13 protein-coding genes and 2 pseudogenes are annotated in these 17,639 nt (G+C 43.7%); 11 read left to right on the forward strand and 4 right to left on the reverse strand.

The features are described 5' to 3' along the window. Positions 1 to 6 precede the first annotated feature (6 nt). A complete protein-coding gene (gene nhaC / locus MN210_RS05780; RefSeq protein WP_338412724.1) occupies positions 7 to 1,467 on the forward strand; it encodes a Na+/H+ antiporter NhaC in 1,461 nt (486 codons plus the stop codon). 370 nt (positions 1,468 to 1,837) lie between these two features. Here the strand turns inward: nhaC and MN210_RS05785 are convergent, their stop codons facing one another. Continuing rightward, on the reverse strand, positions 1,838 to 2,824 hold the full coding sequence (locus tag MN210_RS05785) for a glutathione S-transferase family protein (RefSeq protein ID WP_338412725.1): 987 nt from the start codon (positions 2,822 to 2,824) through the stop codon (positions 1,838 to 1,840). A gap of 414 nt (positions 2,825 to 3,238) precedes the next feature. On the opposite strand from MN210_RS05785, the gene potA reads away from it, so the two are divergent. Genes potA through MN210_RS05810 form a run of 5 tightly spaced genes read left to right on the forward strand, consistent with a single transcriptional unit; the run spans position 3,239 to position 7,898 of the window. Further along, entirely contained in the window at positions 3,239 to 4,387 is a 1,149-nt protein-coding gene (gene potA / locus MN210_RS05790; protein ID WP_011960325.1) for a spermidine/putrescine ABC transporter ATP-binding protein PotA, read from the forward strand. After that, positions 4,380 to 5,282, forward strand: coding sequence for a spermidine/putrescine ABC transporter permease PotB (gene potB, locus MN210_RS05795; RefSeq protein WP_338412726.1), 903 nt, complete (start codon positions 4,380 to 4,382; stop codon positions 5,280 to 5,282). The genes potA and potB overlap by 8 nt, the downstream gene beginning before the upstream one ends. A gap of 9 nt (positions 5,283 to 5,291) precedes the next feature. Then, complete coding sequence (gene potC / locus MN210_RS05800; protein ID WP_011960327.1) at positions 5,292 to 6,068, forward strand: spermidine/putrescine ABC transporter permease PotC; 777 nt, start codon at positions 5,292 to 5,294, stop codon at positions 6,066 to 6,068. Between the two features lie 9 nt (positions 6,069 to 6,077). Further along, positions 6,078 to 7,202 carry an extracellular solute-binding protein gene (locus MN210_RS05805; protein WP_011960328.1) on the forward strand — a complete coding sequence of 375 codons (1,125 nt, stop codon included), beginning with the start codon at positions 6,078 to 6,080 and terminating at the stop codon, positions 7,200 to 7,202. 9 nt (positions 7,203 to 7,211) lie between these two features. Further along, positions 7,212 to 7,898 carry a DUF1345 domain-containing protein gene (locus MN210_RS05810; protein WP_338412727.1) on the forward strand — a complete coding sequence of 229 codons (687 nt, stop codon included), beginning with the start codon at positions 7,212 to 7,214 and terminating at the stop codon, positions 7,896 to 7,898. Positions 7,899 to 8,012: 114 nt separating this feature from the next. Here the strand turns inward: MN210_RS05810 and MN210_RS05815 are convergent, their stop codons facing one another. Next, the gene (locus tag MN210_RS05815; protein WP_338412728.1) at positions 8,013 to 8,726 is read right to left on the reverse strand and encodes a 3'-5' exonuclease; all 714 of its coding nucleotides are present in this window, start codon (positions 8,724 to 8,726) and stop codon (positions 8,013 to 8,015) included. 161 nt (positions 8,727 to 8,887) lie between these two features. Beyond that, the gene (locus MN210_RS05820) at positions 8,888 to 9,967 is read right to left on the reverse strand and encodes a multidrug resistance efflux transporter family protein (RefSeq protein WP_338412729.1); all 1,080 of its coding nucleotides are present in this window, start codon (positions 9,965 to 9,967) and stop codon (positions 8,888 to 8,890) included. A gap of 230 nt (positions 9,968 to 10,197) precedes the next feature. On the opposite strand from MN210_RS05820, the gene MN210_RS05825 reads away from it, so the two are divergent. The 4 genes and pseudogenes from MN210_RS05825 to MN210_RS05840 form a co-directional block, all read left to right on the forward strand. Continuing rightward, on the forward strand, positions 10,198 to 10,563 hold the full coding sequence (locus tag MN210_RS05825; protein WP_155587119.1) for a nuclear transport factor 2 family protein: 366 nt from the start codon (positions 10,198 to 10,200) through the stop codon (positions 10,561 to 10,563). Between the two features lie 159 nt (positions 10,564 to 10,722). After that, the gene (locus tag MN210_RS05830; RefSeq protein ID WP_338412730.1) at positions 10,723 to 11,649 is read left to right on the forward strand and encodes a bestrophin family protein; all 927 of its coding nucleotides are present in this window, start codon (positions 10,723 to 10,725) and stop codon (positions 11,647 to 11,649) included. A gap of 381 nt (positions 11,650 to 12,030) precedes the next feature. Then, positions 12,031 to 13,137: pseudogene (locus MN210_RS05835) on the forward strand (RNA-guided endonuclease InsQ/TnpB family protein). An 18-nt stretch (positions 13,138 to 13,155) separates the two neighbouring features. Further along, a pseudogene (locus MN210_RS05840) lies at positions 13,156 to 14,283 on the forward strand (iron-containing alcohol dehydrogenase); the annotation flags it as partial. Positions 14,284 to 14,446: 163 nt separating this feature from the next. Here the strand turns inward: MN210_RS05840 and MN210_RS05845 are convergent. Next, on the reverse strand, positions 14,447 to 15,199 hold the full coding sequence (locus MN210_RS05845) for a hypothetical protein (protein WP_338412731.1): 753 nt from the start codon (positions 15,197 to 15,199) through the stop codon (positions 14,447 to 14,449). A gap of 526 nt (positions 15,200 to 15,725) precedes the next feature. On the opposite strand from MN210_RS05845, the gene MN210_RS05850 reads away from it, so the two are divergent. Continuing rightward, positions 15,726 to 17,633 carry a hypothetical protein gene (locus MN210_RS05850; RefSeq protein WP_338412732.1) on the forward strand — a complete coding sequence of 636 codons (1,908 nt, stop codon included), beginning with the start codon at positions 15,726 to 15,728 and terminating at the stop codon, positions 17,631 to 17,633. Positions 17,634 to 17,639 lie beyond the last annotated feature (6 nt).

Consider the following 17,639-nt stretch of genomic DNA (forward strand, 5'->3'; position numbering starts at 1 on the left):
ACGTTTATGATCAAAAAAAAGCCCTACGATCCTGAGGTAAAGGGCTATAGAGCCTCATCCAACTTTCTATTAGATATTGCCCCTCTGGTACTGACTGCCATGATACTCATGGTGCAGTTCTTCATCTTCAAAGACTTTACCCCTCATATTCCACTTGCTTGTGGTATTTTGATCACAGCACTATTCATGGCTGCGCGTGGTCGTAGCTGGGATGGTATGGAGTCTCGATTTTTAAGAGTCATTAAGGTCGGCCTGCCAGCGATTATCATCCTTATGGGGGTGGGTATGCTCGTCGGTGCATGGATTATTGCGGGCACCGTACCGACTATTTTATATTATGGGTTTGATGTTTTTAGCCCTTCCTCCTTTTTGGTCTCTGTTTGTATTATTTGTGCCGTTATCTCGATAGCAACCGGTACCTCTTGGGGTACAATCGGTACAGTTGGTCTGGCTCTTATGGGTATTGGTACCGGTTTGGGTCTGCCTGCGGAGCTTACTGGCGGCGCTATCGTCTCGGGTGCATTCTTTGGTGATAAGATGTCACCACTGTCTGATACCACAAATTTAACGCCAGCATCGGCAGGTATCGATCTGTGGGAACATATCAAAGGGTTATTACCAACGACTGTGCCTGCATTAATTATTGCATTGGGTTTATATGCTTGGATTGGTGCTGGTTATGGTTCAGATTCGGTGGATATGTCATCGATTGAACAAATGCAGCAAACATTAGCAGAAAACTACACCATTAGTCTTTGGACACTGCTGCCAGCCTTGGTTGTCATCGGTGCGGCGGTGATGCAATTTGCAGCGATTCCAACCGTATTAATCGGTGTTTTAGTCGCCTCTTTGATTGCGTTTTTTATGCAAGGGGCAGGCGTTCATGAGATTTTTGTAGTGCTACAAGATGGCTTTGTCAGTGAAACAGGCGTTGAGGTAGTCGATCAGCTCTTGACCAAAGGCGGCGTGATGTCGATGACGTGGGTGGTGACATTGACTATTTTTGCACTGGCTTTTGTCGGCTCACTTGAGCATTATGGAACGCTTAAAGCCATTATGGTGAAGCTTAACAAAATCATCAAAACCCGCTTTGGCTTGGTTGGCTCAACCTATGGTGTGGTTATTGGCGTCGGTACTATTATTGGTGATGTCTACACAACCTTGGTGTTACCAGGGCGTCTATTAAAAGACAAATACAAGCAGATGGGCTTTAAACGTACCACTTTAACGCGCTCAATTGAGGACTGTGGTACGCTTTTGTCCCCGCTTATCCCTTGGAACATGGGCGGTAGCTTTGTTGCAGCGACACTTGGTGCAGCCACTTTAACTTATGCACCGTATGCGTTTGTTTGCTGGATTTCTCCACTTATTGGTCTGCTGTGGCTGATATTAAATAAATTTATCCCTCGTGAAGAGCCACAAAAGGTAGAAGCAATGGAGAACTTATTACATCCAGATGCGCGTTAATGAACACTTAAAAAAATGTATCAAGAGCCGCTTAGATATGAGTTATCTGAGCGGTTTTTTTGTGGTTAAAAGTGGTCAGTAGTGCACTGACTATATAGGATAGAGTATCTATTGAAGGCTGATTATTAAACCAAAAAAAACCCAGCTGCGCTAAGTGGAGGAAAGCGTCAACTGGGCTGAAGGAAAGGTTTAATCGTTATTATTCGTATTATTAAATTATTATGCTATTAGCGTATTATGTTATGGATGTAGTATTAAATCTTATTCGGTTTTTATTTTTTTTATCGCTCTTATCGGTTTAATGTTGGCTCAAATCACAGTTGTCATTTGAGCCAATTACCTTTTTATACAGCTATTTTAAATAGCTGATTTAGGCAGATAGTTTTTCACGGCCATGCGGCGTCATAAAGTCAATCTCTGGGCCAACCGGTACGATTAAGGTTGGGTTAATGGTGTCATGGCTACCATAATAGTGGGTCTTGATATGGTCCATGTTCACAGTGTCGGCAACGCCAGGCACTTGATACAGGTCACGTAAGTAGCCCCAAAGGTTTGGATAATCTACGATACGTTTGATGTTGCATTTAAAGTGACCGACATACACAGGGTCAAAGCGCACTAAGGTTGTGAATAAGCGCCAATCAGCTTCTGTGATGGTGTCACCAGTCAGATAACGATTTTTTTCAAGTCGAGCCTCAATGGTATCTAAGGCCTTAAATAAATCAACAACCGCTTCTTCATAGGCCTCTTGAGTGGTAGCAAAGCCTGATTTATAAACACCATTATTGATGTTTGGATAGATGTAGTCGTTTAACTCATCAATCTCGCTACGCAGCGCCTCTGGTAAGAAGTTCACGTCTTTGTTTGCGCCCACTTCATCAAAGGCTGAGTTAAACATGCGAATGATTTCAGAGGATTCGTTGCTCACAATGGTGTTGTTCTTTTTATCCCAAAGCACAGGTACGGTCACGCGGCCTGTATAATCTGATTTGGCTTTGGTATAGATTTGATGCATGTAATCTGCATTAAAGATTGGGTCTGGGATAACGCCTTCACCCTCATTGAAGGTCCAGCCGTGCTCATGCATTAAAGGATGCACCGCAGAGACTGAAATCATGTCCTCTAAGCCTTTTAGCTTACGATAAATTAGAGTGCGATGCGCCCAAGGACACGCCAGTGAGACATATAGATGATAACGGTTAGGTTCAGCTTTAAAGCCCTCAATACCACTTGGTCCGGCACTGCCGTCTACGGTTACCCAGCTTCTAAATCTTGAAATGTCTCTTTGGAAGCGGCCGCCTGTTGCTTCGGTGTCATACCATTGATTTTGCCATTTACCTTCTACTAATAATCCCATATCTTTATGCCTATCAAATGTTATTAAAATTAATTTCTTCTCTTGAAGTGCTAACTTTTATAGTAGATGATTTTTTATAAGCAATAAACAGGCGTTATGGCAATATATTGTTCTTATTTATAGAACAGTTGTGAGTGACATGTCTTTTTTGTTAGTTTTTTAGATACTTTCTCTGTACTCATCGACGAATCATTTTTTAAAATCAGCTGCGTACAAAGTTTGTAGATGAAGACATAAAACCTAGGCGCTCATAATTAGGTATAGTAAGCGTATGTGAAAGGCATCAAGATTTTGTCGAGTCAACACGTGTGCTGTTTTGATATTGCAATTAATCTTCGCTATATGTTGGATTTTTAGTGTCGCTCATGTACGATAACGCCTTACGAACCTATACCCTGATATGAGATCGCTCCTATGTCGCTTAATGAAACTTCGGCACTGGCTTCAGCCAACGCCACCGAAAAAAAGTCGCTGCTACAGATTCGTGGGCTAAACAAAGCCTATGATGATACTCAGATTCTAAAAAGTATCGACTTAGATATTTATGATGGCGAGTTTTTAACTTTGCTGGGGCCTTCAGGCTGTGGTAAGACCACACTACTGCGCCTCATAGGCGGCTTTGAAATGCCGGATACGGGCTCTATGCAGTTAGATGGGGTCGATATCACCCATCTACCCGCTGAAAAACGCCCAATTAATACCGTGTTTCAGCAGTATGCACTATTTCCGCATATGAATGTGTATGACAATATCGCGTATGGTTTGAAGCTTAAAAAAGTGCCCAAAGCTGAGATTGATACTCGGGTAAAAGAGGCGCTAAAAATGGTACAGCTTGAGCATACCATAAATCGTCGCCCACAAGACTTATCAGGGGGGCAGCAGCAGCGTATTGCAATTGCGCGTGCGGTGGTTAACCGTCCTAAAATGCTACTGCTTGATGAGCCTTTGTCTGCGCTTGATGCTAAGATGCGGGTGCAGATGCAATCTGAGCTTAAGCGCTTGCAGCGAGAGCTTGGTATTACCTTCGTATTCGTAACTCACGACCAAGAAGAAGCCTTATCGATGTCTGATCGTATTGCGGTAATGAAAGCTGGCGAGTTTCAACAGATTGATTCACCCATTCGTATTTATGAAACCCCAGCTAACTTATTTACTGCCAACTTTATCGGTGAGACCAACTTATTTAAAGCCCGTGTGCTAGAGGTGGCTGATAAACACATAAAAGTAGAGGTCACTGAGCAAAAAGAGGGCTTTCATCCGATACGTGAGTTGCCGCGTCCAAAATTTGCGGTGCAAGTGGGACAAAGCATTAACCTATTGCTACGCCCAGAGGATATTCGCGTTTATTACCTCAATGAAGGTCATGAAGGTTTGGTCGGGCACGTGATCGATAGTGCTTATAAAGGCAGTACCTTAGACTCTGTGATTCGTCTGCAAAATGGCAATGTGGTTAAGGCTTCTGAGTATTTCAACGAAGATGATCCCAATTTTAACTATAAATTGGGCCAAGAGGTGCGTGTAGACTGGGTTGATGGCTGGGAGTGGATTTTACCTGATGAATAAATCAACATTATCTAATGCCATTAGTCACAGCAAAAATAATGGCCGCCTATTTCAGCGGGTCACCTTATTTGTAATTTGGGCCTGGCTGGTTATTTTTGCATTATTGCCCAATATATTGGTGGTACTAGCAAGCTTTTTAACCCGCGATGAAGATAAGTTCTTGGCAATGCCATTAACGGTTGAGAACTACTTACGCTTCATCGACCCATTGTACGTCAAAGTTTTTTTGCATTCGTTAAGTATGGCGGCCATTACCACCTTGATTTGTCTGCTGTTAGGCTATCCTTTTGCATGGCTGATTAGCCGAGTATCAAAAAAATGGCAGTCGTTTTTAATGCTATTGTTAATTATTCCATTTTGGACCAACTCACTGGTGCGCTTGTATGCTGTAAAGCTGATTTTGGCGGCCAACGGGCTGTTAAGCTCAGCACTGATTGGAGCTGGGCTGATTAACGAGCCACTACAGATTTTATATACCCAAAAGGCGGTCATCGGCGGACTGGTGTATCTGTTATTTCCATTTATGGTATTGCCGCTGTATGCAGTATTTACCGATTTGCGAGACGACATTGTACTGGCTTCAAAGGACTTGGGCGCCAATAAGTTTCAAACCTTTTGGCACATTATATTGCCATTGACCACGCCCGGTATTATCTCAGGGGTGCTGCTGGTATTACTGCCGGCGATGGGGATGTTCTATGTGGCTGATATCTTAGGCGGTTCACGTAACTTGTTGGTGGGTAATATTATTAAGTCGCAGTTTTTGGATGCACGCGACTGGCCGTTTGGCGCTGCAGCGAGTGTGCTGTTGACCTTAACGATGGCAATATTGATTGCCGCTTATTACGCCAGCAGCAAACGCATTGGCAAAACTGATCATAATGAAGTGGCATAGGGGAGTTGTATGAGTAGTTCAATGAAGTGGCTGTCTCGCCTCTATTTAACCCTAATGTATTTGATTATGTTTGCGCCAATTATGGTCATGGTGGTGTTCTCATTTAACGCCTCCAAGATTGGTTATCACTGGGGCGGCTTTAGTTTACATTGGTATCATGAGTTGTTTAGCAATGAGGCTATGATTCAAGCGGCCATTAATTCAGTGTTGTTGGCAGTGGTTGCGGCGACGGTTACCACAGTGATTGGCGGGCTTACCGCATTGTCTTTTCAGCGCTATGACTTTAAGGGTAAAAGCGTACTGCAAAGCTTATTGTTTGTGCTGATGATGTCGCCTGAGATTGTGCTGGCCATCTCGCTATTGGCACTGTTTTTAATCATAGGTATTGAGCTGGGCTTTATAACCTTGTTATTAGCGCACATTACCTTTTGTCTGCCTTTTGTGGTGATTACCGTATCAGCCCGATTATCGAGTATGGACAATAGTGTATTGGAAGCCGCCCGTGACTTGGGTGCCAGTGAATTTACGATGATTCGTACGGTACTGTTGCCCATTATCCTGCCTGCGGTATTGGCCGGCTGGGTATTGGCCTTTACTTTATCGCTGGATGATGTGGTGGTGTCTACCTTCAATACCGGTGCCAACTTTGAGATTTTACCGCTACAAATTTATTCTATGGTGCGGGTCGGGGTGAAGCCTGAGGTCAATGCGGTGGGTACCTTATTATTGGCCATTTCACTGGTGGGCTTGGTCATCTCTCAATTACTACTTCTTAAAAAACGTTAAGGATTTATGATGGCTAATAACAACTTATTCTCACGCCGACGTTTTTTGGGAATGACAGGTGCAGGTTTGGTTGGCTTATCGGGACTGGGTCTAGCCGGCTGTCAGCGCTCTAATACCGACACTGATACCGCCGATTTGGCCAATACCGCGCGTGGTAACGTGGTCAAGGTCTATAACTGGACCGAGTACATTTCAGACAGTGTGCTAAAAGGCTTTACTCAAGAGACGGGCATCGAGGTCATTTATAGTACCTTTGACTCCAATGAGGCCATGTATGCTAAGCTAAAATTGATGAATGGCAGCGGCGATTATGATGTGATATTTCCAGGTACAGACTTTGTCGATAAGATGCGCAAAGAGAGTATGCTTGAGGTCATAGATCATAATAAGCTCAGTAATTTTGGTAATTTAAGTCCTACCTTCTTAGATGCCTCGTTTGACCCACAAAACAAATTTAGTGTGCCTTATCTGTGGGGTTCATCTGGGATTGCAGTCAATAAATCCCGTATTGATATTAACAGTATCACCTCTTGGAATGACTTATGGCGTCCTGAATTTGAGGGCCGGGTGATGCTAATGAATGATTTGCGTGATGTGTTTACCATGGGGCTATTAACCTTAGGTTATCCCGCCACCACTCATGACCCTAAGCACATTGAAGCGGCATACCAAAAGCTGTCAAAGCTTATGCCCAACGTGCGCACCTTTAACTCAGATGCACCGCGTATGCCGTTTATGGAAGGGGAGACGTATCTGGGGCTTGCCTGGAATGGTGAGGTGATTATGGCGCAAGATCAGGGCATGCCTGAGCTTGATTTTGTGTATCCCAAAGAAGGGGTGATTATGTGGATGGATAACATGTCCATTCCCAAAAATGCCAAAAACCGCGAAAATGCCTACGCCTTTATCGACTATCTACTGCGCCCAGATAATGCCGCCATTATTAGTGAAGAGATCGGTTACGGCTCACCTAATGAGAGCGCCAAGAAGCTGATGCCTGCAGATATTGCCAATAACCAAATTATCTATCCTCCCGATGACTTACTTGGTCACGCTTTGTTCCGAGAAGATGTTGGCGATACCACCATGGCCTTGTATCAAAAATATTGGGACCGACTCAAGGTCGATATGTAGGCCGGCATAATGAACGCTTTATCCCATCTGCTTAATCACCATTGGCGCTTATTAGTCAGCTTACTAATAGGTGCCCTGATGGGTGGCGTGGTCCACCTAACGTGGCACGTCTCATTGAGTGCGGCATTGATTATCGGTTGGGATATCACCGTGCTATCATTTATTGCCAGTATTATTGTGATGATGAGACATGATACCCTGCATAAGCATTTAAGCAGTACTCGGCAAAGCACCTTTTTTATTTTATCTTTAATCACAGTCTCAAGCTTCATCTGTGTCTATGCCATCGCTCGGCAAACTCAGTTGGCTGAGACTTATAAAGATATCACATTAGTACTGAGCCTGATTTTGACCATAGCCACTATTTTTATTGCCTGGTTGATGATTCAAGTGGTATTTGCGCTGCAGTATGCTTATTTGTATTTTTCTGAACAACAAAAAGGCCAACGCTTGCCGCTGGCCTTTCCTGAAATGAGCTTGGATATAGATAAAAGTACACCCAGTACCAGCGAGCCACCTAAATATGTCGATTTTTTTTACTGTGCTGTGGCAATAGGCACCTCTGGGCAAACGGCAGATGTTACGTTTACTTCCCTTAAAGGCCGCAAATTGGCCATATTACACTCAATTATTGCCTTTGCTTTTAACCTTAGCATTATTGCGTTACTGATTAATATCATTGCCGCCTATTTATAAGGCCGATGGGATAAGATCGATGGGTGATATGGCCGGTGCTGTTATTCATCTAGCTGACATCCTAGCTGATATTATTGTGTTTAGTTTATCGACGCCAAAAGCGCCGCTAGTGGCTTAAGAGTTGAGTGCCTGCTGGCAAGCCTCAGCCAAATAAGGGTCTATGCTGTCTTGACCCATAAGCCATTTTAGATAACCTGCGCCATCAGAGCTTGCGGCTAACTCAGTAATGGCTTGGCCTTTATATTTACCAAAGCTTAAGTGAGTAGGGATGCGCGCCATTTCGCTGAATTGATACAAGCTTTCAACATCTGTAATGTTATGACCTTGGCTATTGGCAAGCTCAATTAAGCTGCCAAGTACTAGCTGGGTAAAATAGATGTCATAAATAGCAGCGTGCGCGTGCTTGGCCTGCTCGCGTGCCACTTGACGGTGAAAGTGATACAGCAGTGATACCAGTTTATGACTCTCAAGAATCGGCAGTAGATAGCTTGACATCGCCTTGGTACAAATGAGCTTGGGCGTGTGGGTGACGCCGGCATTTTTTAGTACCGCCATATCATAGTCTATGTTATGACCGACTAGGTATTCGACGCTGTTTGGCAAACGAAACTCTGTGTGTGGCGGTTCATGAGCCACATCCTCATCACAAATGTGTGAGGTCGCCATAGAGCCTAAGCTTATCGGCTTTAGTGGATTGAAGCGCTTGGATCGGGGGGCTTGGATAACCTCGATTTTTGCATTATTAATGGCAATAATGCTATAGGCCGCTTCCGTCATATGTGGATCTACCAGCCCTGTGGTTTCGGTGTCTAAAATATAAGTGGTCATAATAAATAGGCCTAAGTTTGATTTACTACATTATAATGACAAATCAAGCTAAGGTGATGACATCTTTATCAATTTGTTGCCACGAGCAGTGCTCTCAAAGACAAGATCAACGGTTACTCTAACCGCTGGTTTATACAATGACTAAAATAGCCTTGCCTAGATCAGTTGTTTTTGGCAAATAACACCAGGCCTAAGATAATGATTGCCACGCCCACTAAGCCAAGCGCAGAAGGTAGATCATTGTTTAATAAAAACATACCGCCAATTAACGCAAAGATAACCTCGCTGGCTTGAGTGGCATCCACGCCGGCCACTTCACTGGATGTTTTGGCCTCTTCACGGGCATACAAAAATAGTCCTGTGGCTACCACACCTGCCAATAATGCCACCAAAAAAGTATTAAAAACCTGAGAAGCGGCAGGTAAAGGGGGCTGTATGATCACTGCCAGAATCAGCCAAAAGGGTAGGCTACCGAGCGTCATTAGCCATATTTTATTAAATGAGCTTTGCAGCAGTAAGGTATCAAATGAGGGGATTTTAGCAGTAAGATAACGAGTGACCTGGCTATCCGTGACAGGGTGCGTCTTCGCATTATTATGAGCACCAGTGCCAGTGCCAGTATCTACTAATAGCTCCTCTGCTGCCATATCTGCATAAAAAGCAGAGGACAGCTTAGCATTGGAGGAAGCTTGCCATACCAGCTGATTACCAAGCGGGTAGCTAAATGCGGCGATGAGTGCTGGCAGGGCACCATACACTAAGATGTCAAACAAGGGTGCTTGGTTTTGAGTATCGGCATTTAGGCCTTCGCTTAAATTAACTAACACCACCCCTAAAAAGATTAAAAAAGCGTACACAAATATCTTTTTCTCAAAGCGCTGACCAAATGCCATTAAGATAAATAAACTGCTCACCACAGTAAACATAAAGGTGGCTGCGACCACCCAACCACTGACGTGATCAGCGGCATAACAGATGCCGGCATAAAATATACCAAAGCCAATACCACCTGTGATGCACCAAAACATAGGATTTCTCAGAAACAGCTCAGTTAGCTGTTTAAGGCGTCCCATGCCGTGCTGAGCGATAATAATGGCCGAGACCAGCAGCAGCATAAACACATAGCGTAAACTGGCAGACCAAAACCAATGTCCACCAACACTACTCATCAGCTCATTGATGACAAAGGTTGAGCTAAAAAATGCCCCTGCTAAAAGTCCCAATAATATCAGTTTTACCACTATAGCCCATCTTGGTTGTTTATGTCGTTTATGACAGTTTATCTGACTTTTGGCCAACTGCAATAGCTGGCTTAAATCAAATAAAAAATAAGCAGGCCAAACTAAAATATTACCAATATAAAATCTGCAACAGTGCGTAATGAGAAAGTTTTTTATAATAAAATAAGCTTAAGATTCGCCACATTGAAAGCTAAATTGACGTTAAAGAAAATTAGGTTAAAGAGGAAGTTATGGAACAACAAATTAGCGAGCTTGAACAACAGCGTTTTAACTATTTACTAAATAAACAGTATGATGAGTTTGCTGCACTGTGTGATGCCGATTTACGCTATGTGCACAGTAGTGGTGCGATGGATGACTTGTCTTCGTATTTACAAAAACTTAAGTCTGGGTTCTATGAGTATCAACAGCTTGACTATGATATCAATCAGGTCATCGATATGCAGGATTATGTTATGGTTACCGGTGACTTTTATGCGCAGGTCTTAGTTGATGGCCAGCCTATCTCTTTGAAAAACCGCGCCCTCTGTATTTGGAAAAAGCGGGGTGATGAGTTTAAGTTTTTTATGTATCAGGGTACACCTTTTACTAAGTGATTGAACTGTGAGCTTCGGCTCATGGGTTGGTCTTTAAATATATGGGATATTATCTCATCTTTTAAATGACAAAAATTTTAATGCTAAAATAGACATCTAAAAAATTATCTGTAAGCTAAGCGCCGCGTCCATTTATCCTAGCGCAACAGGAACGTTATTATGCTCGTTTTGCAAAAACCCAATGCATTTAAGATACTGTTTACGCTACGTGGTTCCATTATTCCTCATATTTATACTCAAGTACTGTTTATCATTTTAATCAGTACCATAATCTCCGCAGTTCAACACTGGATTCCAAGCTCGTTTTCTTCTTATAGTGCCGCGCCTTTTACCCTTATGGGGATAGCTTTGTCCTTGTTTTTGGGATTTCGCAACAATGCCAGTTATCAGCGTTGGTGGGAGGCTCGAACCTTGTGGGGCCAGCTGGTATATGAGTCGCGCAGCTTTACCCGTCAAGTGATGTCTTTTATCGATGACACACAACCAGGCGCTCAACAGGCGCAGCATACGATGGTGAATCTGACCATAGCTTTCACACATGCGCTGCGTCATAGGCTGCGTAAGAGCTCACCTTGGGCGGATGTTGAGAGGTTTGTGGCACCTGAGTATCACGCTGGTATGCGTGAAGCTGGCAATTTACCTGAGTATTTATTGAGATTACTGGGCCAACAGCTGGGCGCTTGCCGGCGAGACAACCTCACCTCAGATCTTATGATCCAAAACATGGATGATAGACTGACCTCATTAACTGTGGTGCTATCAGCCTGTGAGCGTATTGATAAGACGCCTCTGCCACTTGCCTATACGTTACTGGTGCATCGAACCACCTATCTGTACTGCTTCATGTTGCCTTTCGGGCTGGCCACCTCGCTAGGCTGGGTGACGCCCTTTGTCTGTGGTGTGATTGCCTATACCTTTTTTGGTTTAGATGCGCTCAATGAAGAAATAACAGACCCCTTTGGCGAAGCGGCCAATCAACTGCCTTTAACCACTTTATCACGCACCATTGAGCGAAATTTGCTTGAAGCACTGGGCGAGGATAATCTTCCCCCTGAACTGCTGCCTGAGAATGGTTACCTGCCTTAATCATTAAACAGTCAGCATAATCAAGCAACCCGCTTAATAGCAACTACTCTGATTCTAATGATAAAAATGTGGGTATAAGTAATTTTAAAAATATATTTTAAATTATAAGCCATAACCCCTTCCAAATCTCAGTGTACATCTGTTATGTTATCCAGCGCAGCTTCAGTATGAGGTATGCGTACAGATGCCTGTACTCTGTATTGAGTGTTACTAAAAACAAAAAACAAACTAATAGGGAAGTTATCATGGCTTTATCACAATTTTTTATCACCGGTCACCGTAAAACCACCCACTTCAGGGGGTGGATATAAGGCGACACACACTGTCGTGATCAGTACTTAAAGTATTGCAAGTTAAAATTAACCTCGCCATACTAACCCTATGAAAACCCTCAAGCTACGCATCAAAGACAAACATGCAAACCAGCTAAACAAACTAGCTGGGAGTGTTAACTATGCGTGGAACTATGTTAATGCGTTAAGCTTTGAGCATTTAAGACGCACAGGTAAGTAGTTTTGGGCCTATGATTTAAGCCAATACACCAAAGGCAGTGGTGAGTATTTAGGATTGCACTCGCAAACTTTGCAAGCCATCAACGAAACTCATGCCAAATCTCGTAAGCAGTTTAAAAAAGCCAAACTTAATTGGCGAACCAACCGACCCGATGCCAAACGAAAAAGCTTAGGTTGGATACCTTTTAAAAAGTCTGCCATAAAGTATCTACATACAAGACAAATAGGTAAAAAAGCACTTAAATCAACCATACAGCTATCGCTCTGTAAAGGTCAAAAGCTTATCATAGACGTATTCGATAGCTATAATCTAAGCCTATATCAAATCAATACGCTTGAGATAGTGCAAGACAGCCGTAATCGTTGGTATGCCTGTATTACCGTCAAAGATTTTCCTAGACAAGCAAGTGGCAAAGGCAGCGTTGGTATTGACTTAGGCTTAAAGCAGTCTGCTACCACATCAACGGGCGATAAACTACAGATTAAGCAGACTCAAAAATGGGCGAATAAATTAGCAGTCGCCCAGCGTGCAAACAATAAAAGCCGGGTAAAGGCAATCCATGCCAAGATCAAAAACTCAAGATTAGACTTAACTCATAAATTCACCACCAAACTTGTGCAGGGCAATGCTTTGATAGTGGTTGGTAATGTTAAATCACGCTCATTTACAACTAAAAAGACCAAACTCGCTAAATCGACATACGATGCAGGTTGGTTTGAACTTAAACGACAACTGGAATATAAATGCAAGCATGCAGGTTGTCAGCTTGAGATGGTAAATGAGAGTTACACTACCCAGACCTGCTCGTACTGCCGCCAAATAAGTGACAGTAGTCCGAAAGGTAGAGCAGGACTTGGAATAAGAGGATGGAGGTGTGCTGAGTGTGGCACATGGCATGATAGAGATATCAATGCTGCTAAGAACATCCTTGCGGTCGGGCTTGACCGTCTAGCTGTAGCAATCCCCTCGGTTTAGCGAGGGGAGGAAGTCAAGCCTTCTAATAACTTAATTGGGGAAGGCGCATTAGAAAAAGGTCTTGAGCAGTTGGCAAGATTTAATTGCAAAAAAGTATTTGTTGTAACCGATAAGATTCTGGAAGAAATTGGGGTCGTAAAGCAGATTACGGGGCCGCTAGAATCAAAGGGCATCGAGATTAAGCTGTTCACCGAGGTTCAGCCCAACCCCACTGTGGCAAACGTCGAAGCAGGTCTGACTGAGCTAAAAACATTCGAGGCAGACTTAATGATTTCTCTTGGTGGCGGATCAGTGCATGACTGCGCTAAAGCGATAGCTGTCGTGGCTACCAATGGTGGCAAGATTCAAGACTATGAAGGATTAGATAAGTCTAGCAAGCCGACACTGCCTTTGGTGGCCATCAACACCACCGCAGGTACCGCCTCTGAGATGACTCGATTCTGTATCATCACCGATGAGTCAACCCACATTAAGATGGCCATTGTTGACAGCAATTTAACGCCCATGCTGTCTATTAACGACTCAGGCATTATGTCTAACATGCCAGCAGGATTGACTGCAGCAACCGGTATGGATGCGTTAACTCACGCTGTTGAGGCCTATGTATCTACCGCGGCCAGTCCCATTACGGATGCTTGCGCTCTAAAGGCCATTGAGCTAATCGCTCAGGCATTACCTACGGCAGTAATTGAGCCTAAAAACATGCAGGCTCGTGAAGACATGGCCTACGCTCAGTTCTTAGCAGGGATGGCATTTAACAACGCCTCTTTGGGCTACGTGCACGCTATGGCGCACCAGTTAGGTGGTATGTATGACTTACCGCATGGGGTGTGTAATGCACTGCTATTGCCACATGTGGAAGCTTTTAACCAATCAGCGGCCAAAGACAGGCTAGATGTGATTGGTAAAGTATTGGGTGATAATAACGCCAATCTTGCTGGTCTAGATACCATTGATGCGATTAAAAAACTGGCAGATATTGTTAATATTCCTAAATCTTTAAAAGAGCTTGGCGTAAAACGTGAAGATTTCGATGAGCTGGCCACTAATGCCTTAAAAGATGTGTGCGGCTTCACCAACCCGATTCAAGCCACTCATGAACAAATCGTGGGTATCTTTGAAGATGCCTTTAAAGCGCGCTCATAGTCTACTTCAGCCCGCTCTTATCAACGTAGCAAATCAGTTATAGGGGGCATATAAAAAGGCAGATTAGACCTAATGGATTAAGTCTCTTCTGCCTTTTATCTTGCCTTTTTTGGGTCATTAAAATTGAGCTGGCGATAATAGGCTCAATTGCAGCACGCGGCTGCTAACTCTTATAGGTATCAGGCACCTCAAAGATAGCCGGTGGCAAAATCACCCTATCTAGTCCCCAACATTCAATGGCATTCATATACTCTTCCGGCTCCATATGTGACAAAGAGCGTCTTCGGCTGGGATCATTAGGCGGCGGGTTAATCTCAAAGCCTTGATAGCTCACAGTGAGTATCTCAGATAAGCCCAGTACCAAGTGTGCCCCATTGAGCGCCACTATCACCACCTTATGCAAGTTGGCATTTTTAATCAGCTCTATAAAGCGATAAGATCTATTGAGGCTCTCATCCTCATTGTTGATCACACTGGGCGGTGTGATAATCACCGGTAGAATACAAAAAAAGTCGTCACCCTCAGGATTATCCATATAACCTTTTAGGCTCAAGTACTGACGGGTATAGAGCACTATAGTGGACTCAAAATTGGCGCACGAGACATCATAGACATACATCAAAGCGATGTATCCTTGGCTTTGGGTGATGGTATATTCAAAAGTGGAGAAGTAGGGCGGCCAGTTGGTGGCCAAATTATTTAAAAATCGGTCCACCGCAGCAGGAATTTCGCCTGCATAAGAGTAGGGGTCGATAATATGGCGGCACAGATCCTTAATCTTGCTCAAGTTATGCTTATCAATTTGATGATAAGGTGACGCCAAAACCTCAAAGGGGAATTTAGGAAGGGTGTTATTGAAAAAATCTTCAATAACTAGTTTTTCGTCATATTCATAGTCATGTACTCTCATCGTCATCTCACTTATTAACTTTTAGATGGGTTAAAAACCAATTAACACCAGACCGCAAGGTAAGCGTAAATAGACGGGCCAAAATAGCAAAATGTCATTTTTTGGCGTCAAAGAAGGCCAGCCAAAGCGCTCCTAGAAGCAAGGAGGGGCTGTCTTAGTCAGTTAATTGGTTTATTAAATGAGATGGAGCAACAACTTAAAACGAAGTATTTTTTAATGATAAAGCTAATGATAAAGCGTTTTTTAACTATAACGCGTTACACTACCGGCCAAACCTTAAAAAAGATAACCAGAGATAGTTAACAGCGGCTGATAGCAACATAAATATATACGCTTGATCAGCGCTTTAATTTTAACAAAGATTATAAAATAAGCAATAAGCAGTCAGAGAGTTTTTGTTATTGTGGTTTTTGTACTTTGTAATCTTTTGTATTGAGTAAAATTAGCGTACTATCAAGGATATGAAAAAGGTGTCAGATAAATATTTACAAATTTTGGTGTTCAGTATTTTTTAAATAGGAAGTAGGAAGTTATGGCCCATCGCAAAGGACAGCCCTTACCTCAACGCTCTTTAAGAGCCGATATGAAAGCGGGTCTGTGCTATAAGTGGTCGTCAAGCACACGGCATGCGACGCTTATTGGCGGCATTTGCTTATCACTTATGGGGTGCCAGTCTACAGCCGCTTTAAGCGCCTCGGAACCGGCGAACTTAATAGACTTCTCAGTCAGCGATCCGGCCCTTACTCAGGCTCAGAGCAAAGCCTTTCAACACACCCTACAGCGCAATCAAGCGGCATATCAACAGCTGTTTGATCAAAGCGCCTTTCCTGATAGCGACACTCAAGCCAAAAATAAGCTTATTAGTGCGTTGCGGCAACATCTGGCTACCGAGCATGTGGCTGTGGCAAAAGCCCGTTATCACCTCACCCCTTTTATTGCTGAGGGCAGTATTGATGCTGGTGCCGACAGTTTATTTAACACGGTATTAGACATTATTGACTATCAAAACAGTCACGCTGAAGATGAGGCTTATAGTGAGGAGGAGGAGGTGACTGGTGATGACGTCTATTATGATGAGGAAACAAATGCTTATTATTATATAGATGACGCAGGCGAAGTGACTGTTATAGAAGAGGCAGCTGCGGCTGTTGCTGCTGACAGTGATGAGGAGGGGTATGACAGCGATGCGGACGATGGGGCGGCAGATTATGCAGACCATGAAGAAGGCAGTTTTTTAACCCGTAATAATCCAAAACGTATGTTGGCCACTTACGAAGAGATGCAGGCGGCTAAGCAAGATAATGCCAAATCAGAAGCAGGCATCGGGGGCATGGGGAGCTTAACGGCTTTGCTGAGCATGAGTAAAAAGACACCTGAGCAGGTCGCCACTGCTAATGCCTATCAGTACCAATACCTTACTCTCAATAGTGTCAGCCAGTATAAGCCAGCAGAGCGCCGGTATAACAGCGTTTACAGCTATGACTATGCAGCGCCGACAGTAAGTGGCACCATACAATTGCCCTTTGCGATAGACTTTAATAACAGCCGTGTGTCTGTTGACCCCTCTGCCTTAATGCCTCTGATGGCACTGGTAGATCCTGAAAACACCCCTTTGCCTGATCAAATGATATCGAAGACAGTCGATTTGGGGTTGCCTGCCAGCATCACCTCACAGATTCCGCCTGCAATCATCTATGATGCCAGTATTGCCGCTATGCAAGACAGTATCGCGGAGCTTGACCCTGAGCTGTTCAGCTTAATCGACATCCAAAACGATGACTTTGCCAAGCAGATTGGGGCAGCCCAAGGTATTAAAGTGTATTTTGGCAGTAAGCAAAGTGGTGAGCTTATTGGCAAAATATTTAAACACATCAGTACGGCATTAGAGCGCTATGTGGATGCGCATCCTGAGGCCTACCCTGACAACCATGGCCTAAAAAATGCCATAAAAAAAGTACAGCTTTATAACAAAGGTTATCAAAGTGGGGATATCGGCTCCCTACTGCAACTGATTGAGGCGGTAGTGCCGATCTCTTTTAATCAGGCTAATTATTATTACCTAGATCAAGCCGGTCACTTATTGGGTAAACAGCAGCGTATCAATCTGGGCAGTGAGCTTATTGGGATGCAATCGGCAATGCTCAATCAGATACGCTACGACCACAATAGCTTTAGCCAGCATGCTTTAACCCCACTACTTGAGCAGTCCTTTGGTAGCAAGGCGCCGAAGTCTATCGATGGCAATGCTTGGTTGCAACAGATCAAGCTAAGCAAACAAAAGCAGAGCTTGGCGCAAGCAGCACGAGAAGAGTACTTTTATATCGATGCCACATGTGTCACCCAATATGAGGGCACTGATGATGACGACTATCATGAAGATGAGGCTCATAATGACTGCCGCAAGGATAGCTACGATGAGGACAGTTATGGGCCACAATAAGCCGTT

Source organism: Psychrobacter raelei, from assembly GCF_022631235.3.
Lineage (GTDB): Bacteria > Pseudomonadota > Gammaproteobacteria > Pseudomonadales > Moraxellaceae > Psychrobacter > Psychrobacter raelei.